Source organism: Rhodoferax aquaticus (assembly GCF_006974105.1).
GTDB lineage: Bacteria > Pseudomonadota > Gammaproteobacteria > Burkholderiales > Burkholderiaceae_C > Allorhodoferax > Allorhodoferax aquaticus_A.
This window is the reverse complement of record NZ_CP036282.1, coordinates 2,272,867-2,293,091: the sequence shown is the minus strand read 5'-3', so window position 1 is coordinate 2,293,091 and position 20,225 is coordinate 2,272,867. Positions and strand designations below refer to the sequence as shown.

The window sequence follows — 20,225 nt, the reverse complement described above, 5'->3', positions numbered from 1 at the left end:
TAACACTTGGCTACTGCGGTGCGCCGAAGAAGTAGCCCTGGGCTGCATCTACCTTGGCCGAGGTCAGCACTGCCACTTGCTCGCTACGCTCGACTTGCTGCGCAATCACCATCACGTCTAAGGAGTGCGCCAACTGCACGAAGGACTGCAACATTTCGCTCACACTCTCAACAGCTTCAAGCTCAGCCATGAGCGCGCCCGTGAGCTTCACATAATCGGGTAACACTTCGCGCAGCAGCTTAAAGGCCTGAGGGTCCAAGCCGAAATGGTCAATACCAAACTGACCGCCATGATTGCGCACCAAGTCGCGCAGGCGCAAGGTAGCCACCATGTTGCGCAAAGCACCAAACTCCGAAACCTCTACTGCCAAGCGCTTGGCATTCACGCCCAAGCCAGACAACTGTTTGGCAAACCAATCAATGAAATCAGCATTGCCTAGGCTTTGCGGTGACAGATTAACGGCAACCAAGCCCACCGCTTCCCCGCGACTCGCAATATGGGCCAAGGCCAAAGTCACCATGGCCTTGTCAACCTCGGGCATCAGGCGATGGCGAGCCGCCATGGGCATAAAGTTAGCGGCTGGTACCAGCTCGCCTTGCGCATCCACCAATCGGGCCATGCATTCCGCTTGCAGCACGGTTTGTGGCGCCGCCAAACTAAGAACTGGTTGACTCAGCATGCGCCAACGGTTTTCCACCAAAGCGGACTGAATGAGTGTGCGCCACGCAAATGAACCCAAGGTAGGGCTGTCTTCTGCACTATCGGGCATGACCACAAAGCCGTTGCGGTCGGACTGGCGCGCAGACTCAACCGCAAAGTCGGCTTTTGCAAACACGTCAGACCGTTGGTCTTTTTGCGTAAAGAACGCAACACCCGTGTTAATGGCCACCATCTGCACAGGCTCAAAACTCTCTAGAGCTGCAAGCAAGCGTTTACGCAAGTCCGTGGCTAACTCCGTGACTTGCGCGTGCGTTAGGTCGGCCAACACGAAGCTAAAACTAAACTCATTGCTGCGCGCCAAGATAGACAGCGGCACTTTGGAGAACGTAGCTTGCGCTTGCTGAGCTAAGGTTCGAACAATGTGCTCACCGGCCGCAAAGCCATGCGCTCGATTCATGAGGCGCATGTCGTCAAGCTCAATAGCGACTACCGCGCCAAGCTCAAACTGGTGCTGACCATGCAACAAGTCTGCTAAGCGCACTTCAAAACCTCGGCGATTGGCTAAGCCTGTGGTTTCATCTAGGTAGGCTTGGGTATGCAGCGCTTCAGCGCGGGCGGTCTCCGCCTCTAGCATCTCGCCGACCCGTTTGGACATTTGGTTCATGGCCGTTACCACCCGTGCCAACTCTGGCGCACGGGGGATCAACGTAATAGCGGCAAACCGCTTGGCCTGCACATCTATTGCTGTCTTTTCAATGGCGCGCAGCGGCATCAGGATGTAATGCAGCACCAGCTGCACAAGGGCCAAAGCCCCCAGCGATATGGCAACTAACCACGCTACAAGCTCAACACAGGTAGACCACAAATGCTGGTAGGCAAACGTAGGCTGGCTTTGCACGACCACCTTGCCCAACTGCTTCCACCCTGAGCCGATGAATGCTTCACCTGGTGGGGTATTGATCGGAAACACGCGTACAAACCACTCGGGTACACCTTCAATTTTTTCGGGCAACACGCTTGTGATCAAAGGCTTCTTGTCCGCACCCAAAACGTCCACGCGCTTAAAGTAACCGCGGTCAAACAAACTTGCAACCTGCGTCTCCGCCAGAACGGTGTCACCTTTGCCAAGCGACAGTCCCAAGGTTACCGACAACGTGGTCGCAGCGTCTTGCGCATGGGAAGACAACTGCTGCTCCAGATAGGCCCGAGTTCCGTTCACGGACACTAACAAAATGGAGGTCAAAACAGCCAAAAAAAGCGCTGAGATAACAACTAACAGTTGGTTGCGCAAGGTCATGGCTACAACTTTCCAGAAGATCTACGGCGGCGTGTTTCTGATGGCAGCTCTTTGGCAATCCATCCCATCGCGAGTATGACCACAATCGTGAGTGCGTTAGACGGAATCTGAAGGTTAAAGTCCACCGTACTGTGGATCAGCAGTGCCACGATAGACATCGCCACCCCAAAGCTAATGCCCCATGGCAAGTTGGAACGCCGTCTTGCCATGTTACGCAGCACTGTGAACAGCGTGCTGGCCACTAATGCACCAAACAGCCCAAGACCTACTAAACCATACTCACTGGCAATCTCTACATAGTCGTTGTGGGTATGGTCAAAATAAACTGAGCCGTACGTGCTACTGCGATACCCCATGAAGATGTTGTAAAAGCTGCCTCCTCCGGTGCCAAACACAGGGAAGTCTTTCACGATAGGAACGGACATTCGGGCTGCCTCGGTGCGCGCTTCAACCGACTCTGACTTGCCCCCTTCAGCAATTGTCATTTCTGTTTCTTGGATGCGGTCAACCACCTTCTCCAGCCCGACCCAAGTACCAATCACCAGCACATCCACAATCACCAAACTAACGATCAAGGCAATGGTGTGCGGCGCAGTTTTGCGCGCCAAGACAACCGCAGCAAGACCCACAATGACCATTGAAGCAAAAAAAGCGGAGTTACCCATGCGAGATCGGGTCAACACCAAGCCAATAACGATGACCACCAAGTACAAGCGCAGGCGCATCTTGGGACTCAGTACAAAGGTCACCGCAGCTACCACGCGCGCTTTCCAGTGGGAATGCTTCTCGGACGTGCTGCCGAGTCGCGCAAGCATGAGTCCTATGCCAATCGACAAGCACATACACAGGTAACCTGCCAAGCTGTTGTGATACTTGAAGGTGCCAATCATCCGCTCATGGGAGACTTGGACGTAGAAAATTCGGTAGTCAGCCTTCAACGAAAACAATATCGCGCCAAAAACAACTTGCGCCACTGCACTAAACACTAGCACTTGGGCCAAGCGATCCAAGCGCTCATGGGTTCTTACCAGCAGCAGACTAGCCAAAAAGACCGACAAATAGGCAAATGACAGCGCCGCTAAAACCCTAGTCTGAAAAACGTCCAAGCTAATCGTCATCCACTCACTAGATCCCTGGGCAATCGCCGCCTTGGGTGAAACGGAAGCAACCCAAGAAGCGGGTAATGGCACGGTTTGCATCCAGATCAGCAGCACAATAGCTGTCAAGCAAGCAATAGGGATGGCAAAGGGGCTAAGCCGGCTCAAAACGGCTGAGATGTCTTGGCGGTGGGCCCATAGGCTTGAAGCCAAAATCGTTACTGCCACCACTATCAAAATACCCATGGCCCATAGCCTGTTACTTGCAATGGGTACGGGCGCCCATACAAGCAAGGCCAGTAGTCCGATAAACGAACGGTTGTCGGCTACTGAGAGACCGCTTTCGACCTCTCGGGGTAAAAGTTTCACCATGACGTCATGTGGGAATTGAAATGGCTTTACCAATCGGTAGAGCTCTAGCTAAAGCAAAATTACTCTAAAGGTCTAAGCATAGGCCAAAAAAAAGGCAGCCATAAGCTGCCTTTTTTCAGTGCCGCAAAAATTAGCTACCAGACACTGCCTTGCCAGTGCTAGTTGTTGTGTTCGTGGAGGAACGAACCACAAACCCTGTGAAAGTAGTGTTTGTTTGGCCCACTACGATTGGAGTTGTTGTACCGCCAGCAGCAGTAGCACCGCTCACCACGGTAGGATCAACACCACCGTTAATCGCACCCGTAATCACTGCATCGGAACGCGCACCCGCTTGGATGGCGGCGTTCATGATGCTCTGAATCGCCGATGCATTTGCTATACCAACAGCCTGCGTACTGCCTTGGATGGTCAGTCCCGCATTGAAGGCTCTGGTAATCATGACACCAACAACCGCTTCAGGGTTTTTTCCACCCTTGATCAAAGCAAACGCGATTTGGTCTGCAGGCAGACCCGCATTGGCCATTTGGGTAGCCATTTCGGCAATGCTCACGCTGTTACCCAGTTTCGCCACTTCAGCGACACGGTCTGCCTCTGACATTCCAGCTGTGAAAGCAGCAAAGGAAGACATGCTGGCCATAAGAATAGTTGCGGTAACCAAAAGTTTTTTCATGATCGCTAACCTCCAAGTTGGAATAAATATGGTTCAAATGTAACAGCTTGCGTACAAAACGACCAGTAGAAAAACACTAACTAGCCGCCAAGTATGGCCAAAAACAACAATCACGTCGCATCCCGCATGCAATGTGTGACAAATTTGGCATTTACACGGTGTAACCGTTGGGGTTTTGGTCTTGCCAGCGCCAAGTATCCGAGCACATTTGTGCCAAATCGTACTCCGCTTGCCAAGCCAAACACGACTGCGCATGCAGCGGAGCTGCATACGACGAGGCAATGTCACCCGCCCGGCGGTTTTGAATTTTGATGGGTATTGGCTTGCCGCTGGCCTGCTCAAAGGCGCGCACCATGTCCAAGACGCTATAGCCCATGCCAGTGCCTAGGTTCACCGCTAGGCACTGACCGCTCGCTTGTGCACTCAGCGCGGCCAAGGCCGCTAGGTGCCCGCGCGCCAAGTCCACCACGTGAATATAATCCCGCACACCGGTGCCGTCAGGCGTGTTGTAGTCATTGCCCCACACGTTGAGGTGCTCACGCTTACCGACTGCCACCTGAGCGACATAGGGCATTAGATTGTTTGGTACGCCCTTTGGGTCTTCGCCCATGAGCCCAGATGTATGTGCGCCAACCGGATTGAAGTAACGCAAGATGCCAAAGCGCCACGCGTTATCAGCCACAAAAGCATCGCGCAGCATGTCTTCCACCATGAGCTTGCTACGCCCATAGGGGTTGGTGGCGGATAAAGGATGCTGCTCGTCCAACGGCAAATACTGCGGGTCACCATATACGGTGGCGGATGAGCTAAACACCAGCGTCTTGACGGCAGTGGCTTGCATGGCCTCTAGCAAGCGCAAGGAGCCAACCACATTGTTGTCAAAGTAGCGCAGCGGATGCTCTACGGACTCCCCCACGGCCTTCAAGCCCGCAAAGTGAATCACGGCACTGGCTCCACTGGTGCGCAATACATCGGTCACCAAGCCCACATCGCGCACGTCCCCAGTGACACGCGCAACAGTTTTTCCAGTGATGTTTTCTACACGGTTTAGCGACTCGGGGTTGCTGTTGCAATAGTTGTCTAGCACCGTCACTTGGTAGCCCGCGTTCAACAGCTCTACGCAGGTGTGGCTGCCAATGTAGCCCGCGCCACCGGTGACCAATATATGTTGTGTCATGCGCGCGCATCGCTCCAGCGCAAGGGGCTGTTGTCATCTCCCCGGTAGACGGTATCACCCGCACGGTCTACGCAGTAGTGTGGCGACACAATCATTTCATGGAAATGCATGCCAAAGCCGATGCGGGTGTACTCAAACAAAACACTCCGCGTCACCTTGGCTCCAGCGCGAATATGGCTGCCATGCCCAATCCAGGCTGGTCCCACGATGGTGGCACCAGACTCAATGCGCGCGCTAGACCCAATGTACACAGGCCCCTCAATCTTTACCGTGTCCCAGTCAATGCTGGTGTTAATGCCCACCCACACGCCGGGCTTGACTTCTCGCCCTGGCATGGTCATCTCAGCCACTTCACCACGCAGCACGCGCTGCAGCACCGACCAGTAGTCGCTCACCCGGCCAATGTCAATCCAGTTAAAGAAGCGGTTCTGCACGAAGAACGGCAGCTTTTTCTCTACTAGCTGTGGGAACAGCTGCGACCCAATGTCAAACACCTTGCCTGAGGGCACCATGCTGAGCACCTCAGGTTCAAAGATATAGATTCCCGTGCTGGCCAAGGTCGACTTGGCCTCGGCTGGGGTGGGCTTTTCTTGGAAAGACTGAATGCGCCCCTCGCCATCCGCCACCACCACACCGTAGCTCTGCACTTGGTCCAATGGCACATCGAGCGCCACCACGCTGGCCAAAGCACCTTTGTGCTTGTGTTCATGCAAGGCAGCGCCAATGTCTAGGTCAATCAGTGCATCGCCGCACAGTACCAAGGTCGTTTCATCAAAAAACCCCGAGAAGTCTTGGATATGGCGCATGCCGCCGGCTGAGCCGCGGGGGCGCGGCAAAATTTCGCCGTGGTCTAGCACGCCTTCGTAAGAGTAGCCAATCTCCACACCCCAGCGGTGCCCGTCACCAAAATACTCTTCAATCTTGCGGTGGTGGTAGGCCACGTTGACCATGATTTGCGTGATGCCATGGCGCGCCATGTGCTCTATCAGGTACTCCATCACTGGTTTGCCCAAAATGGGCACCATCGGCTTCGGCAAGTCTTTGGTCAGTGGTCGCACGCGGGTACCCTGCCCAGCCGCCAAAATCATTCCCTTTGTCATTATTAATTCACTCCCAAGTCACATAAACATCAAAAGACTGATTTCGCCGAGTGTAACAAGGTGTTATTGCATCACATTGACCCAAGACGCTCGCCATCTGACAGGCATCAAGTACGCAAATTCACTAGCCACGTACAAACACCGTTACCAGTGCATCTGGGCCCAATTGGCGGCTCCAGTGGCCGTGCACCCGGGGGTCAAATGTGGCGCCTACTGGCAGCAAATCGGCAGAGTAAAAATGCTCGCCCGGCTTAAATACGCGTGAGACGCCGCCTTGCAGGCCAATCTCCATCTGGCCTTGCAGAATGAAAACCCATTGGGTGTAGGTGGAGCAGTGAAACTGGCTTGTAAAGCCGACCGGGCTGGTGCGCAACTGAAACCCACCCGACGCAAACAACTCTGACAGCCTAGACTGCGGGCTGCCTTGCTCCAAAGGCACTGCCTCTTCCCGAAACTTGGCACGGCCGTCCGTGTCGGTAAAAAGCACTACTTTGGTGAAACTGCTCATGGGCGCTCCGCGAAGTTAAGAATGGCCCGATTATTCCTGATCAAAAGCCACTCTAGATGTGCGCAAGGGCGCAGACGCAAACCGTGTTCAGTTACTTGCGTAGCGCTTTGGTATCCAACGCAAGCTGGGTAATGCGTGCCCAGTCCCCCTGCGCCATGGCATCAGCAGGCACCAACCACGAGCCCCCCACGCACACCACATTGGGCAGGCTCAAAAACTCGGGGGCGTTTTGCAAGCTCACGCCACCCGTGGGGCAAAACTTCACATCAAAAAATGGGCCACTCCAGGCCTTCAGCATGGCGGGCCCGCCAGCCTGCATGGCGGGGAAAAACTTAAGCTCTGTAAACCCGTCTTCCTGCGCCATCATGATCTCCCCGCCCGTTGCCACACCGGGCAAGAGTGCTAAGCCAACATCACGGCAGGCTTGGCCCACGGCGCTGGTGTAGCCTGGGCTCACTGCAAAGCGCGAACCAGCATTGGCGGCTGCCTGGGCATCAGCACGCGAGCGGACCGTGCCCGCACCCACCACCGCCTCAGGCACCTCGCGGGCAATGGCTTCAATACAGGCCAGCGCTTGTGGCGTGCGCAAGGTCACCTCTAGCATGCGGACACCGCCTGCTACTAGGGCACGGGCCATGGGCACGGCGTGTTTGACGTCATTCAAAACAATGACCGGAATCACCGGCGCGTCTTGCATGACCTGCAAGGCTGTGAAAGTGTTGGAAGTGCTCATATTCAATCCAATAAGTGGGTGGGCTTACACACCTAGCCCGTATTTAAACAAATGCGCAATGCAAACCAAACTGCACACGCAGCAAACTATCACAGCCAGCTGCAAGCGCCCTCTTCCGCTGTCAAAGCGCTGCGGCGCATGCCAGCAAACAACTCACGGCCCATGCCAATGCCATTGGCCAGCTTCAAAGCGGCAGGCATTTCGGCCGTAGCGCGGGCGTTCCACTCGGCCTCGGGCACGACTACTTGTAACTCACCCGTTTGCGCGTTCAGGCGGATCAAGTCGCCGTCTAGCACCTTGGCCAATGCTCCACCTGCTGCAGCCTCAGGTGATACATGAATCGCGGCCGGCACCTTACCAGACGCTCCGCTCATGCGCCCGTCGGTTACCAAGGCCACACGGTAGCCCTTGCATTGCAACACCGCCAGCGGTGGCGTCAGCTTGTGCAGCTCAGGCATGCCATTGGCCTGTGGCCCTTGCCAGCGCACCACACACACCACATCTTGGTTCAGCTCATTGGCGTTGAAAGCCGTGTGCAGCGCTTCTTGGGAGTCAAACACCCGGCAAGGCGCTTCAATCACATGGCGGTCTTCTGGAACGGCCGACACTTTGATCACACTACGCCCCAAGTTACCCTGCAAAAGCTTCAAGCCGCCGGTCGCACTGAAGGGTGACGCCGCCGGCCGCACCACCGTGTCGTCTTTGCTGGCACCGGCGTCGGTCCACTGCAACTTGCCTGAGGCATCGGCCGAAGGAATTGCGGTGAAATCACGCAAGCCGCCTTGCCGCACGGTCAGCACGTCGGCATGCATAAACCCGGCGTCCAACAGTTCGCGAATGATGTAGCCGGGCCCCCCTGCGGCTTGGAACTGGTTGACATCTGCGCTGCCATTGGGGTACACGCGGGACAGCAAGGGTACTACGTCGGACAAGGCAGAGAAGTCGTCCCAGTCAATCACAATGCCCGCCGCACGCGCCACCGCAACCCAGTGAATCAAGTGGTTGGTAGACCCGCCAGTAGCCAGCAAGGCCACCATGGCATTCACAATACAGCGCTCGTCCACCACCCTGCCAATCGGTGCAAAACGCTTGGTCTTGGTAATGCCCAATACGGTGCGCACCGACTCGCGAGTGAGCTCCTCACGCACGCTGGCACCGGGGTTGATGAAGGCCGTGCCCGGCACATGCAAGCCCATGGCCTCTAGCAGCATCTGGTTGCTGTTGGCCGTGCCGTAAAACGTGCAGGTGCCAGAACCGTGGTAAGCGGCAGACTCTGCCTCCAGCAGCTCAGCACGCCCCACCAGCCCTTGGGCCGCTTTTTCGCGCACTTTGGCTTTTTCATTGTTGGACAAGCCGGATGTCATGGGACCTGCCGGAACAAACACCGTGGGCAGGTGGCCGAAATGCAGCACACCAATCAGCAAACCCGGCACAATTTTGTCGCACACGCCCAGCATCAAGGCAGCGTCAAACACATCGTGGCTTAACGAAATTGCTGTGGCCATGGCAATGGCATCGCGCGAGAAAAGGCTTAACTCCATGCCCGGCGTGCCCTGGGTTACGCCATCGCACATAGCGGGCACACCACCAGCCACCTGCACCGTAGCGCCGTGCAAACGCGCCTCGGCCTTGATCAGGTCTGGGTAATGTTGCAGCGGCGCGTGGGCCGACAACATGTCGTTGTACGCATTCACAATGCCAATGTGCGCGCCCTTCTCTACCACCACCTTGAACTTATCAATGCCGGTGACCTTCGCCTTGTCAGCCTCTGGCATTGCGGCAAATGCATGCGCCACATTGGCGCACCCCAAACGGTCTGCGCCAGGGCCGCGCTGCGCCATGGCATCCACTTGGGCCAAATAGGCAGCCCGCGACACCGCGCTGCGGGCCTGAATACGGCTGGTAACAGCCTCAACAACGGGGTGAATGGAGACTGGGCCTTGGTTACTACTTGGCATATTGTTTGAACCTTGTGTTGTGTAACTAAATTACATAACAGATGGTAACTCTTTACAAGGACGGTGTGCCCTGCAAAAGTTACTAGCAGGGTACGAACACTAAACTTTTTGAGCGCCGCCGGTCAATGCGTGTACATTCAAATCCGTTTAAAACGTTGCACAGCAGCTATGAAACCGTCACATGCACTAGAGTCGAACCGCATCGCGATACGTAAGGTGGTAGAGCGCCACCGCGCGCGCAACGCTCGTGTTTTCGGCTCAGTCTTGCACGGCGTTGACCATGAAGGCAGCGACTTGGACATCCTGATTGATCCAACGCCTGAAACCACCATGTTTGACATTGGTGCCATTAGGCATGAGTTGTTGCAATTGCTTGGCGTGCCTGTTGACGTGCTCACGCCTAATGCATTGCCAGAAAGGTTTCGAGCGCAGGTAGTCGCAGAGGCGCGGCCGGTATGAGCACTAACCTACAGCGCTTGGCCGAGTATCTGGGCCACATACTGGAAGCCATTGAGCGCATAGAGCATTACGTTGCCGACCTAGACGAACTGGCCTTCCTCAACAGCAAGCTAGTTCAGGACGCTGTGATTCGTAACTTCGAAATCATTGGCGAAGCTAGCAACAACATCGAAAAGCGCTATCCAGATTTTGTCAAAGCACACCCAGAGCTACCGCTAGCTTCAGCATATCAAATGCGCAACGCAATGGCCCACGGCTACTTCAAAGTGGACTACGAGGTGTTTTGGAAAACTATTTGCAATTACTTGCCCAACTTCTACCAATTGGTCAAGGCAGCAGCATCATCGCATTGACTCTGCATGGAACAAGGTTCCTTGCGACCGTCTGAACCAAGCAAACATGACACAAAGCGCCTATGCACTCGCCCAAACGCAAGCCCAAGTGGTGCAGCATCTGCTAACTGCGCTACCGAACTGCATGGCAATCTATGCATTTGGTAGCCAAACACGCGGGGAAGCTACCGCCAGCAGTGACCTTGACCTGGCTGTGTTGGTGGCTGGCTATGTGCCAGCCTTGCAGCTGTGGGAGCTTTCTCACCAAGTGGCAGACTTGGTTCATTGCGATGTAGACCTGCTGGATTTGCGCGCTGCCTCCACCGTCATGCAATACCAGGTGATTACTACAGGGGTACCCCTGTGGAGCAATGGGCTGCAAGCCGCTTTGTTTGAAACCTATGTACTGAGCGAGAATACGCGCGCAACCTTGGCACCTTTGCCACCGACTTCACCCGCCAAGATGCTGCAACCTTGAATGTGCCCATACTGCAAACAGTAGTCATCACCCAGCACCTAGACGAATTTACTCAATTTACCAGCGCTGTTTTGTTGCGCGACAACGCCACACAATGAATCGAGGCAACTTAGACGATCCGCTGGCTATTCACCAGCCAATTAAGCCGCTTTGGCTGGAGTTCGCTAGATGCTCCCACAAGCATAGCAATCGCAAAATAATGCTTAAGCCCCTATTCATTGGAGGCATCTTCGTCCCACTGCAAAACAGACTCGTAGTCTTGCCCACCGAAATAAATTCCAATGACTGAAACCACTTCAGCATCCACTGCAAATGCAATGACTGCCCGTTTTTTGTAGTTGATGACACGCAAACCCGGACGAATGTCATCACGGCGCGTACCTCTTAGTGCAAAGGACTCCAAACCCTCGCAGTAAGCGACGATGGCATCCGTGTAGCGGGCGGCAATGTCTGGTGACGCCGCTTGAGCTACATAGCGATACAAGGCCTCCAATTGCGCCAGTGCTTCAGGCGCAAAGACAACGCGGTAGAGCATCACACCGCGTTTGTTATCAACTTGTGTTGGGCCGCCAACCGCTCACGCACTTGCTCAAGCGAAAGCGCACGGCCTGGGTCTGCCTTCAGTGCATCGTAGGCGGGAGCCACCTCCTGCACCAACCAATTGTCAACCGCTCGGTCGCGTGCAATGAGCGCCCGCAACCCATCGCGGATGACCTCACTCTCAGTAGCGTATTCGCCGCCAGCAACCTTGGTTTTCACTAAATTGGCCATCTCTATGGGCAATGTCACGCTGAATTGTTGGGTGGTCCGCATATGGGGCTCCTTGCCAGAAAGTGGGATTTAATCCTACTAAAAAACCGACCTCCTGTCACCCAACAAACCTTGCAAGCTGCGGCACCACCAAACAAAATATTCAATATCCACAGCCAAATCGGTAGCAGGCTACATACCGCACTGCTTACGCTCACGTCACCAAATATCGGCATGACACAAAGCGCAAGAGCAGTATTTGAACTATTGGCGTAGGCCCAGTGGATATCGCCAGACCTTCAAGCACATGGTTGCCTTCAGAAACATCGCCGTGCACGACTACCAAAGCTTGCTTGTGCCCATCTTGCAAACGGTGATCACCCAGCACCTAGGCGAATTTACGCAGTTTACAAGCGCTGTTTTGTTGCGCGAAAACACAGCAAATTGATGGAATGCACTGCGTCGGATAGACCGACAAAAAAACAGTAGAAGTCAAAGACTGCACCAGGCCATGGATGTGGTCCTGGCCCTAAGAAAAACAGTGGGATTGCCAAAGCTTGTAGTTCTAGCGTGTGTTGGGCACACGGGGTGCATCGATTCCAATGCCAAACAGGGCCTTGCCGCCCACAGATACTGGGCAGGCAGCTATTGAATTGATAGTGACCACCGTGCGGTGACCTACCCAAACACCTGCGCAAACGCCGCACCTTGCGCGTCCTTGGCAGACAGTTTGGGCGACCCCGTCATCTGCGGCCACACGATGCCTACGGTCGGGTCGTTCCAAGCAAGGCAGCGCTCATGCTCTGGGGCGTAGTAGTCGGTGGTTTTGTACAAAAACTCTGCGTGCTCAGACAGCACCACAAAGCCATGGGCCAAGCCTGGTGGCACCCACATCTGGCACTTGTTGCTGGCCGACAGAATTTGCCCCACCCACTTACCAAACGTGGGGGATTGCGGGCGAATGTCGACCGCCACGTCAAACACCTCGCCTGCCGTCACGCGCACCAACTTGCCTTGCGGGTTTTGCACCTGGTAGTGCAGGCCGCGCAGTACCCCGTGGGCAGATTTGGAATGGTTGTCTTGCACAAAGGGCAAGTTCACGCCCGTGGCTTTGGCAAAGTCGCGCTGGTTAAAGCTCTCGTAGAAAAAACCACGCTCATCGCCAAACACGCGCGGCTCAATCACGAGCACATCGGGAATGGCCAATGCTGTCACTTTCATCAATACACCTTGTGTTCTAGGAGGTTGAGCAGGTACTTGCCGTACTGCGATTTGGCCAATGGTTTGGCGAGTGTCTGCAACTGCGCGTCATCAATCCAGCCATTGCGCCACACGATTTCTTCGGGTGCCGCTACTTTGAGGCCTTGGCGGTTTTCAATGGTGTAGATGAACTGGCTGGCTTCCATCATGGATTCGTGGGTGCCGGTGTCTAGCCAGGCATAGCCGCGGCCCATGGTTTGCACATCCAACTGGTCGAGGTCCAGGTACATGCGGTTGAGGTCGGTAATCTCCAACTCGCCACGCGCTGAAGGCTTGACCTGCTTGGCCAACTCCACCACTTTGTCGTCGTAAAAGTACAGGCCGGTAACCGCATAGCGTGACTTGGGCTGCGTGGGTTTTTCTTCCAAGCTGATGGCATGGCCTTTGTCATTGAACTCCACCACGCCGTAGCGCTCGGGGTCGTTCACGGCGTAGGCAAACACGGTGGCACCTTGGGTTTGCGTGGTGGCGCTCTCTAGCAAGCCTGCAAAGTCATGGCCGTAGAAGATGTTGTCACCCAGCACCAAGGCGCTGGGGGCTCCGTCCAAGAATTGCTCGCCAATCAAAAAGGCCTGTGCCAACCCGTCAGGGGACGGCTGCACTGCGTATTCAATGCGCATGCCCCATTGGCTGCCATCGCCCAGCAGCAGCGCAAAGCGCGGCGTGTCTTGGGGGGTGGAGATGACCAAGACCTCTCGGATACCCGCCAAGAGCAGCACGCTCAAGGGGTAGTAAATCATGGGCTTGTCGTACACGGGCAAGAGCTGCTTGCTCACCGCCTGGGTGGCGGGGTACAGCCGGGTGCCCGAGCCCCCAGCCAAGATGATGCCTTTGCGTGGCTTGCCGCCTGAAGAGTTGGAGGTGTTGCTCATACTTACTTCCCTGATATTTCAATCAACATGCGCTTGACCCCGTCTTGCCAGTGCGGCAAGCGCAGTCCAAAGGCGGCTTGCAGCTTGCTGGTGTCCAGGCGTGAGTTCAAAGGCCGCTGGGCCGGCGTGGGGTAGCTGCTGGTGGGGGTTGGGGCCACTTTGTCTGCTGTAGCTTTCAGCGGCAGGCCCAGTGCTGCCGCTTGCTCCAGCACAAACTGGGCGTAGCCATGCCAGGTGGTCTCACCCGTTGCAATGCAGTGGTACAGCCCGGCCAGTTCGGCTTGGGTTTGCAGGCGGCGGATCGCATGGGCGGTGACGTCTGCCAACAGTTCTGCAGAGGTGGGCGCGCCAAACTGGTCGTTGATCACGGTCAGTGCATCCCGTTCGCCGGCTAAGCGCAGCATGGTTTTGGCAAAGTTGCCACCCCGCGTGGCGTACACCCAGCTGGTGCGCAAGATCAAATGCTTAGGGGTCAGGGCGACCGCCTGCTCACCTTCAAGCTTGGTCTGGCCATACACGCTCAAGGGGTCGGTAGGGTCGGCTTCTTTCCACGGGGCGGCGCCGCTGCCGTCGAACACATAGTCGGTGCTGTAGTGCACCAGCCATGCTCCTATTTCAGTAGCTGCTTGTGCAAGCGCAGCGGGCGCAAGGGCATTAATCGTGCGTGCCAGCTCGGGCTCGCTCTGAGCCTTGTCCACTGCCGTGTGTGCGGCGGCGTTGACGATCACATCGGGGCGCACGCTGGCGACTGTACGGGCTAAGCCTTCCAGATCGGTGAAGTCCCCGCACAGCCCCTGTGGGTTGTGGCTAGCATCAAAATCCAGGGCCACCACCTCGCCCAGCACGCTTAGCGAGCGCTGCAACTCCCAGCCCACTTGGCCGCCACGGCCGAATAACAGGATCTTCATACGGCGACCTTGTCGAGGGCCTTGTGTTCGCCGCTGTGCTCGCCATATTGCTTGCCAATCCAGTCACGGTAACCGCCACTTTGCACGTTGCGCACCCACTCGGGGTTGTCCAAATACCACTGCACGGTTTTACGGATGCCAGTCTCAAAAGTCTCTGCGGGCTTCCAGCCCAGCTCTTGTTCTAACTTGCGGGCATCAATCGCATAGCGGCGGTCATGGCCTGGGCGGTCGGTCACGTAGGTGATTTGCTCTTGGTAGGGCTTGCCGTCGGCACGGGGTTTGAGTTCGTCCAGCAGCGCGCACACGGTGTGCACGATCTCGAGGTTGGGTTTTTCATTCCAACCGCCTACGTTGTAGACCTCGCCTACGGTGCCCGCTTGCAAGACCCGGCGAATGGCGCTGCAGTGGTCTTTGACATAGAGCCAGTCGCGGATTTGCTGGCCGTCTCCGTACACTGGTAGGGGCTTGCCCGCTTGGGCGTTGACGATCATCAGCGGGATGAGTTTTTCTGGGAAATGGAAGGGGCCGTAGTTGTTGGAGCAGTTGGTGGTGAGTACCGGCAGGCCGTAGGTATGGTGGTAGGCGCGCACCAAGTGGTCGCTGGCAGCCTTGCTGGCGGAATAAGGACTATTGGGCTCGTAGCGGTGTTGTTCGGTAAAGGCGGGGTCGTCTTTGGCCAAGGAGCCGTAGACCTCGTCGGTGGAGACGTGCAAGAACCTGAAGGCTTCCTTGGCTGTGGCATCCATCGCGCCCCAGTAGCTGCGCACACACTCCAGCAGGTTGAACGTGCCAACGATATTGGTGTGAATGAAGTCCGCTGGGCCGTGGATGGAGCGATCTACATGGCTTTCGGCGGCGAAGTTGACCACGGCACGCGGCTGGTACTGGGCCAGCAGCTGTGCCACCAAGGCGGCATCGCCAAAGTCACCTTGCACAAAGTGGTGGTTCGGGTTGCCTTCTAGCGCGGCCAGGTTTTGCAAATTGCCTGCGTAGGTGAGTTTGTCGAGGTTGACCACGGGCTCCGTCGAGCCCACGAACCAGTCCAGCACGAAGTTGCTGCCAATGAAGCCGGCACCGCCGGTAACTAAGATCATAAAAAGACAACCAATCTACTCAAAAAACCAACCCAACAGACAAACACCAATCAACTCACAATGGAAACAAGGGGCTCACACCCAAACGCTTGGCGTGCCCATCACGTAAAGCAACGCAAATCAATCTCCACCGATCCAAGCGTCTGTAACGGACAGCAAACAAAAAAACGATAGACCAATACATGTAAAAGTTAACCGTCTTCAAGAAACTTTGCGGAAGTATATGTCTTTGAAAGAAAGCAAGATTTCTCATTCTATAGTAAACCCTAAAATCCCCCTCCCCTAGTATAAGAGATGCTATACCACCTGGGTTGGTTCCCGGAGCAGTCACATTCCAAGACTTATCTATATCCTCTACCTCCGCAGAAGTAATCAAAACAATCTTCCCTCCGCCAGACGTTACCCTCCAGGTATACTCAGTATCCTCAATGTACAAGACAAAATTCTCAAGAGGAAACCCAAATCGCCCAATTAATGAACGATGAAAGAAAAGCCCACCCCAAGGTGCGAAATTCAATTCGACTTTGTTGATTTCCACTAGCCCTTTCCTATTCTTAGTAACAGGAAAAATTCTTCGAATAAGCTTTCTCGGTAAATCGACTATATGAAAGCCAATATAACTCGAAGGCCGCGGATTAACGCGGTCTGGAGGGAAACCCATCGCAATCTCAGGATGATGATCTGATCTAAACGCCGTCACGATCAAACCACTTGAGCTCCCCAAGGGCAATGCAGACAACTCAACATCGAACGCTTTACGTAGCTTAATGAGCGCTCCAATTTCAAGACAATTATCATCATCAAGTAACAATACAAAATCAAAGTCGCTTTTCAATGCCTCTTCAAAACCAGCTTTAAAACCACCGGCAGAGCCGATGTTTCGATCAATTTGTATAACAGAACAAAACCCGCCATACAAATCAGAAACAAGCGACAATATATTATCTTCCGAGCCATTATCAATAACGATAACGCCATCACTACCTTCCTGACGAGCCCTTTCGATCGTACGACTCAAAAGATGCCAACGTCGTCCATAAGTAACGGTAACAACAACTACCCTACCGTCCAAAGCGCAACTTACCATACCCCCCCTAACTTCGGCAAAACTAAAATATTGTTACGAAAATGAAATCTAACCAGCAATCCAAGTAAGAACATCTCGCTAGCCAAAAAACATACGGCAGCACCATTTTCAGCATACCAATAAACAGACGGAAATATTACCAACAAATGAAAAGCACCAGTCAACACGACCATATAAGAAAAACTTTTAGAAAAATTTAGTGCATGCAAAGTTTGCACACCCAGCACCGAATTTAAGCCACCTACGAGTGGCACAAACGCCAGGAACATCAATACCGATCGAGCTTCTTCAATATATTTCCCATAGAAGAAATAAACTATGTCACCGGCAAAGAACAACAGAACGGACGAGGAAAGCGCGCAAAAAAAGAAAATAAAGTAAAATATCTTCCTAAGCAGAACAAAGCACTGATTCCGATCAGAACTAGCAAGTGCACTGACACTCGCATAGGTGGCCTGAACAATAGGCCGAGTCATCTCCTGCGTCGCCTTTACGACCTTTTCCGCGGTAGCAAAATAAGCAACGGCCTGTGGGCCAGTCACAAGTCCCAAAACAACAGCGCTACTAGACCTATATACAGAGGAGGCAGCAGACGTCAGAAATACATGCCAAGAATTCAACAACTCGCTTACCAACTCGGATCGACTAGGTTGACGCCAATCTATGTTTCTTCCAAATGACAAAAACAACAACGCTATAATACCTGAAAGTGGAGTCGACACCATCAACAGAACAGCCGCAAGAACTAAATCCTGCTCTCCTTTAATAAAAACAAAAACGCACATCAGCATCAGTAAACGAACACTGATCTGAATTAACGCCGACTCCCGCAATTTCTCTAACCCTTGTAGAAGCCATAGTGGATAAATTGCAGCGCCAATGAGAATTAGGCAGCCCACCTTCAACACACTTGCATATGGTGATAGGCCCGGCATCCATATAATGGCAGTCCAAATAACTCCGATGGAAATAGAACACAAAATAAATCTAATAATTTGTATACGCCAAAACAGTCGCGCAATATACTCCTTATTTGATGCATTGACAGCAATATCACGAACACCAGTCCAATTGAACCCAAAATCAATTAACAGGACAAAGTAGCTACAAAACGCTTGTACAAAAGCAATTTTTCCATATCCAACTGCGCCCAACGTATGCAACAAATATGGAATTGCAACTAGCGGTATCGCATAATCAAAAGCTTGTATTGCCGAGAGAAGCACCACATTGAATCTGACTTTTTTGTAATCAAAAGGCATAGAACTTAATATAAACAAAGATTATAAAAACATTTTCTACTTGACGCCGATATTCGCCTTAAGACTTTCCAAATAACGAAAACTGTCTGCGGATACATTTGAACGCCGAATCTTCTCCACGAGATGCCATTTTGGCGTATCAGTTACAGAAACCAAACCAAATGCATGATTCTCACCAATCACCAGTCCCAACTGATCTAGTGACCCTCGTCCAGTAATTGGCTGATCTCTATATTCGAACCAGTTTATACCAATACAAAATGGATTGATCACAGCTTCGCTTAGCCAGGCAGAATAAAAATCACCAGAATCAGCATCACCCTCTACATCCAAGTTGGAATACATACCAAAACCACGACTCCCACTATAGTGCGCGGGAAAAGAGAATTCACCAACAAGTATTGGCTTATTGGCTTGAAAAATTAATTGTGCAAGCTCTTTATTCACGAAATCAATTGAGTAGCGATCAAAGCCAATGACATCAACGTGCTTGGCAAGGGTTAACCAATCAGATGAGTTTTCCCACCAACCGGGAGTAATCCAAAATCCAAAATACAAATGATTGGCATCAATTTCCTTAATTATTCTATACAAGAATTGATAATAAGCATCAGCATAGAAAAGTCTTAAACTTTCAACATCTGAAGGCGCCACATCAATGGCCGCGCTGTACAGAGCATCGCGAGTCTTTGTAGAAGACTTCCAACTCTTACTCAATTTCTCATAATTACCGTCATACAGATTCACAATCGCGTAGTCAATAAAATTCCTTTTTAATGGAAAATCACGGGGTATCTTCAATGTCTTTACAACTTCATGCTTTTTAATAATCTCTGAATATTCATTTCCAATGGACCAACCAACCACGTTAGAGTCATTTATCCTCGAACCAATTTGTTCCTTGATTCGGTCATAAAAAATACTCCGAACGTGTGGATCGAAAATATCTGGATGCTCTACAACAACAGGAACCCCATCGCGATTTAAAACCGGAAAATAAGGAAAATTCTCTAATTGACCCCACTTCCCGGCACCAGAAAAACCCCAAGCCTTAAGTCTACGCTCTGTATTTTTTTTATTCCGATCCATCCACTTCTCGCCATATTTTCTTTCCAAGTTACTTGCCGTAAATGAAAAATATTTAGTACCGCGCTCTCCCCATGGCGAATCTACGAGCCAGCGATTAGGAAAGCCATCATCCCTAGACAGAGATTCAAACAGATGCTCTCTTCCCGTTACAGGTGTAGATGGCCACTCAGTACCAGGGACACTACTTAGTCCACGATAAAAACTAATGTCACCTGTGGGTGAGACTAACCACCAAAAACTATTATACTTTTCCACTCGATAGTAACCAGTTCCCGTCAATTTTGGTAAATCAGCATCAGCTATTGAGTTAGACGACAACCACGCATCAAGAATAGAATCCTCCTGCTGAATTGTATTTCCAAAATCACTATCGGAAACCACCTTACCTTCATATTCAGAATTAATCAATTGTCCATATGAGTCAACTATGGGCTTCATTTTGCTGAGCTCGACCATTCGTTCAAACTCAAAATTTGTGCGGACACTTTTGAGTGAGACTGGAAATTGACCTCCCCCATTTGTCATTTTTTGCAAAGGTTCACGACCAAATATAGGCCGTCTTAGCCAGCCATTACGTCTTTTACCAAACACTGTAATTGACTGTCCATCACCTGAGCCAAAATCAACTCTTCCTTGGCGAACGTAGTACTGAGCCCTCCAGCTACTCCAGTGAGGCATGCCAAAGCCTGAATACTTTAAGGTGGGTATGGTATCAACACCACTGGAAATAGTGCCGACGTGCATATCATTAATCTTAAGATCAAATCGCTGCGGAGAACGGACATCGACCGTTAACTCGTACGCCTCCCCATAGTTAAGTGGCTTGTTATAAACTAAGTAGCGTAACCGACCTTTATTGCCTGCACTAAAAACAATTTTAGCGTCATTAAGGCTGCACTCTTCTTTTGATCTGCAAGTATTCTCGATTTCAACTTTCAACTGAAATCCTGAGTCTACAGCCGCCCCCTCAAAAAGGGTAAAGCGATAGATGCTTTGCGAAAAACATGATCCAGATAGAAATAGTAACGACAACTGCACCATAAATCTGTAAAAGCCGATCAT

21 protein-coding genes are annotated in these 20,225 nt (G+C 52.8%); 4 read left to right on the top strand and 17 right to left on the bottom strand.

All coding sequences use genetic code 11. From position 1 onward, the window contains the following. Positions 1-10: 10 nt before the first annotated feature. The 8 genes from EXZ61_RS10560 to edd form a co-directional block, all read right to left on the bottom strand. The gene (locus tag EXZ61_RS10560; RefSeq protein WP_142811605.1) at positions 11-1,957 is read right to left on the bottom strand and encodes a bifunctional diguanylate cyclase/phosphodiesterase; all 1,947 of its coding nucleotides are present in this window, start codon (positions 1,955-1,957) and stop codon (positions 11-13) included. A 2-nt stretch (positions 1,958-1,959) separates the two neighbouring features. After that, on the bottom strand, positions 1,960-3,300 hold the full coding sequence (locus tag EXZ61_RS10555) for an O-antigen ligase family protein (RefSeq protein ID WP_168224743.1): 1,341 nt from the start codon (positions 3,298-3,300) through the stop codon (positions 1,960-1,962). Between the two features lie 256 nt (positions 3,301-3,556). Next, on the bottom strand, positions 3,557-4,096 hold the full coding sequence (locus EXZ61_RS10550; RefSeq protein WP_142811601.1) for a hypothetical protein: 540 nt from the start codon (positions 4,094-4,096) through the stop codon (positions 3,557-3,559). Between the two features lie 151 nt (positions 4,097-4,247). Beyond that, complete coding sequence (gene galE, locus EXZ61_RS10545) at positions 4,248-5,273, bottom strand: UDP-glucose 4-epimerase GalE (protein ID WP_142811599.1); 1,026 nt, start codon at positions 5,271-5,273, stop codon at positions 4,248-4,250. After that, positions 5,270-6,373, bottom strand: coding sequence for a nucleotidyltransferase family protein (locus EXZ61_RS10540; protein WP_142811597.1), 1,104 nt, complete (start codon positions 6,371-6,373; stop codon positions 5,270-5,272). The genes galE and EXZ61_RS10540 overlap by 4 nt, the downstream gene beginning before the upstream one ends. 124 nt (positions 6,374-6,497) lie before the next feature. Beyond that, entirely contained in the window at positions 6,498-6,881 is a 384-nt protein-coding gene (locus EXZ61_RS10535) for a cupin domain-containing protein (protein WP_142811595.1), read from the bottom strand. A 91-nt stretch (positions 6,882-6,972) separates the two neighbouring features. Continuing rightward, positions 6,973-7,614 (bottom strand): bifunctional 4-hydroxy-2-oxoglutarate aldolase/2-dehydro-3-deoxy-phosphogluconate aldolase, encoded by a 642-nt coding sequence (gene eda / locus EXZ61_RS10530; protein ID WP_142811593.1) that lies wholly within the window; start codon positions 7,612-7,614, stop codon positions 6,973-6,975. Between the two features lie 89 nt (positions 7,615-7,703). Then, positions 7,704-9,572 (bottom strand): phosphogluconate dehydratase, encoded by a 1,869-nt coding sequence (gene edd / locus EXZ61_RS10525; RefSeq protein WP_142811591.1) that lies wholly within the window; start codon positions 9,570-9,572, stop codon positions 7,704-7,706. A 168-nt stretch (positions 9,573-9,740) separates the two neighbouring features. Here edd and EXZ61_RS10520 point away from each other — a divergent pair, with 168 nt between their 5' ends. From EXZ61_RS10520 to mntA, 3 genes are read left to right on the top strand one after another with little or no spacing between them, the layout of a single operon-like run. Continuing rightward, a complete protein-coding gene (locus EXZ61_RS10520; protein ID WP_142811589.1) occupies positions 9,741-10,031 on the top strand; it encodes a nucleotidyltransferase family protein in 291 nt (96 codons plus the stop codon). Further along, positions 10,028-10,384: a HepT-like ribonuclease domain-containing protein gene (locus EXZ61_RS10515; RefSeq protein ID WP_142811587.1), complete on the top strand. Its 357-nt coding sequence runs from the start codon at positions 10,028-10,030 to the stop codon at positions 10,382-10,384. Before EXZ61_RS10520 ends, EXZ61_RS10515 begins: the two co-directional genes overlap by 4 nt. A gap of 46 nt (positions 10,385-10,430) precedes the next feature. Continuing rightward, a complete protein-coding gene (gene mntA / locus EXZ61_RS10510) occupies positions 10,431-10,841 on the top strand; it encodes a type VII toxin-antitoxin system MntA family adenylyltransferase antitoxin (RefSeq protein WP_142811585.1) in 411 nt (136 codons plus the stop codon). Between the two features lie 211 nt (positions 10,842-11,052). Here mntA and EXZ61_RS10505 read toward each other — a convergent pair whose 3' ends face one another. Together EXZ61_RS10505 and EXZ61_RS10500 are read right to left on the bottom strand one after the other, a co-directional pair. After that, entirely contained in the window at positions 11,053-11,376 is a 324-nt protein-coding gene (locus EXZ61_RS10505) for a type II toxin-antitoxin system RelE/ParE family toxin (protein ID WP_142814199.1), read from the bottom strand. Then, positions 11,376-11,654, bottom strand: a complete 279-nt coding sequence (locus tag EXZ61_RS10500) for a ribbon-helix-helix domain-containing protein (RefSeq protein WP_142811584.1) — start codon at positions 11,652-11,654, stop codon at positions 11,376-11,378. The genes EXZ61_RS10505 and EXZ61_RS10500 overlap by 1 nt, the downstream gene beginning before the upstream one ends. 244 nt (positions 11,655-11,898) lie before the next feature. Here EXZ61_RS10500 and EXZ61_RS22600 point away from each other — a divergent pair, with 244 nt between their 5' ends. Continuing rightward, positions 11,899-12,039, top strand: coding sequence for a HepT-like ribonuclease domain-containing protein (locus EXZ61_RS22600; RefSeq protein ID WP_142811582.1), 141 nt, complete (start codon positions 11,899-11,901; stop codon positions 12,037-12,039). Positions 12,040-12,269: 230 nt separating this feature from the next. On the opposite strand, the gene rfbC is transcribed toward EXZ61_RS22600, so the two are convergent. From rfbC to EXZ61_RS10460, 7 genes are all read right to left on the bottom strand, one after another. Further along, positions 12,270-12,812, bottom strand: coding sequence for a dTDP-4-dehydrorhamnose 3,5-epimerase (gene rfbC, locus EXZ61_RS10490; RefSeq protein WP_142808849.1), 543 nt, complete (start codon positions 12,810-12,812; stop codon positions 12,270-12,272). Beyond that, on the bottom strand, positions 12,812-13,723 hold the full coding sequence (gene rfbA / locus EXZ61_RS10485; RefSeq protein ID WP_142811580.1) for a glucose-1-phosphate thymidylyltransferase RfbA: 912 nt from the start codon (positions 13,721-13,723) through the stop codon (positions 12,812-12,814). The genes rfbC and rfbA overlap by 1 nt, the downstream gene beginning before the upstream one ends. 2 nt (positions 13,724-13,725) lie before the next feature. Continuing rightward, positions 13,726-14,631 (bottom strand): dTDP-4-dehydrorhamnose reductase, encoded by a 906-nt coding sequence (gene rfbD / locus EXZ61_RS10480; RefSeq protein WP_142811578.1) that lies wholly within the window; start codon positions 14,629-14,631, stop codon positions 13,726-13,728. Beyond that, entirely contained in the window at positions 14,628-15,725 is a 1,098-nt protein-coding gene (gene rfbB / locus EXZ61_RS10475; RefSeq protein WP_142811576.1) for a dTDP-glucose 4,6-dehydratase, read from the bottom strand. Before rfbB ends, rfbD begins: the two co-directional genes overlap by 4 nt. Before the next feature lie 55 nt (positions 15,726-15,780). Further along, a complete protein-coding gene (locus tag EXZ61_RS10470; RefSeq protein ID WP_168224742.1) occupies positions 15,781-16,743 on the bottom strand; it encodes a glycosyltransferase in 963 nt (320 codons plus the stop codon). Positions 16,744-16,805: 62 nt separating this feature from the next. Next, a complete protein-coding gene (locus EXZ61_RS10465) occupies positions 16,806-18,074 on the bottom strand; it encodes an oligosaccharide flippase family protein (protein ID WP_142811572.1) in 1,269 nt (422 codons plus the stop codon). 36 nt (positions 18,075-18,110) lie between these two features. After that, positions 18,111-20,225 carry a glycoside hydrolase 5 family protein gene (locus tag EXZ61_RS10460; protein ID WP_142811570.1) on the bottom strand — a complete coding sequence of 705 codons (2,115 nt, stop codon included), beginning with the start codon at positions 20,223-20,225 and terminating at the stop codon, positions 18,111-18,113.

Bases quoted from the DNA above. Each gene is read 5' to 3' on its own strand.
- EXZ61_RS10560 (WP_142811605.1), bottom strand. From the start codon at position 1,957: ATGACCTTGCGCAACCAACTGTTAGTTGTTATCTCAGCGCTTTTTTTG.
- EXZ61_RS10555 (WP_168224743.1), bottom strand. From the start codon at position 3,300: ATGGGTATTTTGATAGTGGTGGCAGTAACGATTTTGGCTTCAAGCCTA.
- EXZ61_RS10550 (WP_142811601.1), bottom strand. From the start codon at position 4,096: ATGAAAAAACTTTTGGTTACCGCAACTATTCTTATGGCCAGCATGTCT.
- galE (WP_142811599.1), bottom strand. From the start codon at position 5,273: ATGACACAACATATATTGGTCACCGGTGGCGCGGGCTACATTGGCAGC.
- EXZ61_RS10540 (WP_142811597.1), bottom strand. From the start codon at position 6,373: ATGACAAAGGGAATGATTTTGGCGGCTGGGCAGGGTACCCGCGTGCGA.
- EXZ61_RS10535 (WP_142811595.1), bottom strand. From the start codon at position 6,881: ATGAGCAGTTTCACCAAAGTAGTGCTTTTTACCGACACGGACGGCCGT.
- eda (WP_142811593.1), bottom strand. From the start codon at position 7,614: ATGAGCACTTCCAACACTTTCACAGCCTTGCAGGTCATGCAAGACGCG.
- edd (WP_142811591.1), bottom strand. From the start codon at position 9,572: ATGCCAAGTAGTAACCAAGGCCCAGTCTCCATTCACCCCGTTGTTGAG.
- EXZ61_RS10520 (WP_142811589.1), top strand. From the start codon at position 9,741: ATGAAACCGTCACATGCACTAGAGTCGAACCGCATCGCGATACGTAAG.
- EXZ61_RS10515 (WP_142811587.1), top strand. From the start codon at position 10,028: ATGAGCACTAACCTACAGCGCTTGGCCGAGTATCTGGGCCACATACTG.
- mntA (WP_142811585.1), top strand. From the start codon at position 10,431: ATGACACAAAGCGCCTATGCACTCGCCCAAACGCAAGCCCAAGTGGTG.
- EXZ61_RS10505 (WP_142814199.1), bottom strand. From the start codon at position 11,376: ATGCTCTACCGCGTTGTCTTTGCGCCTGAAGCACTGGCGCAATTGGAG.
- EXZ61_RS10500 (WP_142811584.1), bottom strand. From the start codon at position 11,654: ATGCGGACCACCCAACAATTCAGCGTGACATTGCCCATAGAGATGGCC.
- EXZ61_RS22600 (WP_142811582.1), top strand. From the start codon at position 11,899: ATGGTTGCCTTCAGAAACATCGCCGTGCACGACTACCAAAGCTTGCTT.
- rfbC (WP_142808849.1), bottom strand. From the start codon at position 12,812: ATGAAAGTGACAGCATTGGCCATTCCCGATGTGCTCGTGATTGAGCCG.
- rfbA (WP_142811580.1), bottom strand. From the start codon at position 13,723: ATGAGCAACACCTCCAACTCTTCAGGCGGCAAGCCACGCAAAGGCATC.
- rfbD (WP_142811578.1), bottom strand. From the start codon at position 14,631: ATGAAGATCCTGTTATTCGGCCGTGGCGGCCAAGTGGGCTGGGAGTTG.
- rfbB (WP_142811576.1), bottom strand. From the start codon at position 15,725: ATGATCTTAGTTACCGGCGGTGCCGGCTTCATTGGCAGCAACTTCGTG.
- EXZ61_RS10465 (WP_142811572.1), bottom strand. From the start codon at position 18,074: ATGCCTTTTGATTACAAAAAAGTCAGATTCAATGTGGTGCTTCTCTCG.
- EXZ61_RS10460 (WP_142811570.1), bottom strand. From the start codon at position 20,225: ATGATCGGCTTTTACAGATTTATGGTGCAGTTGTCGTTACTATTTCTA.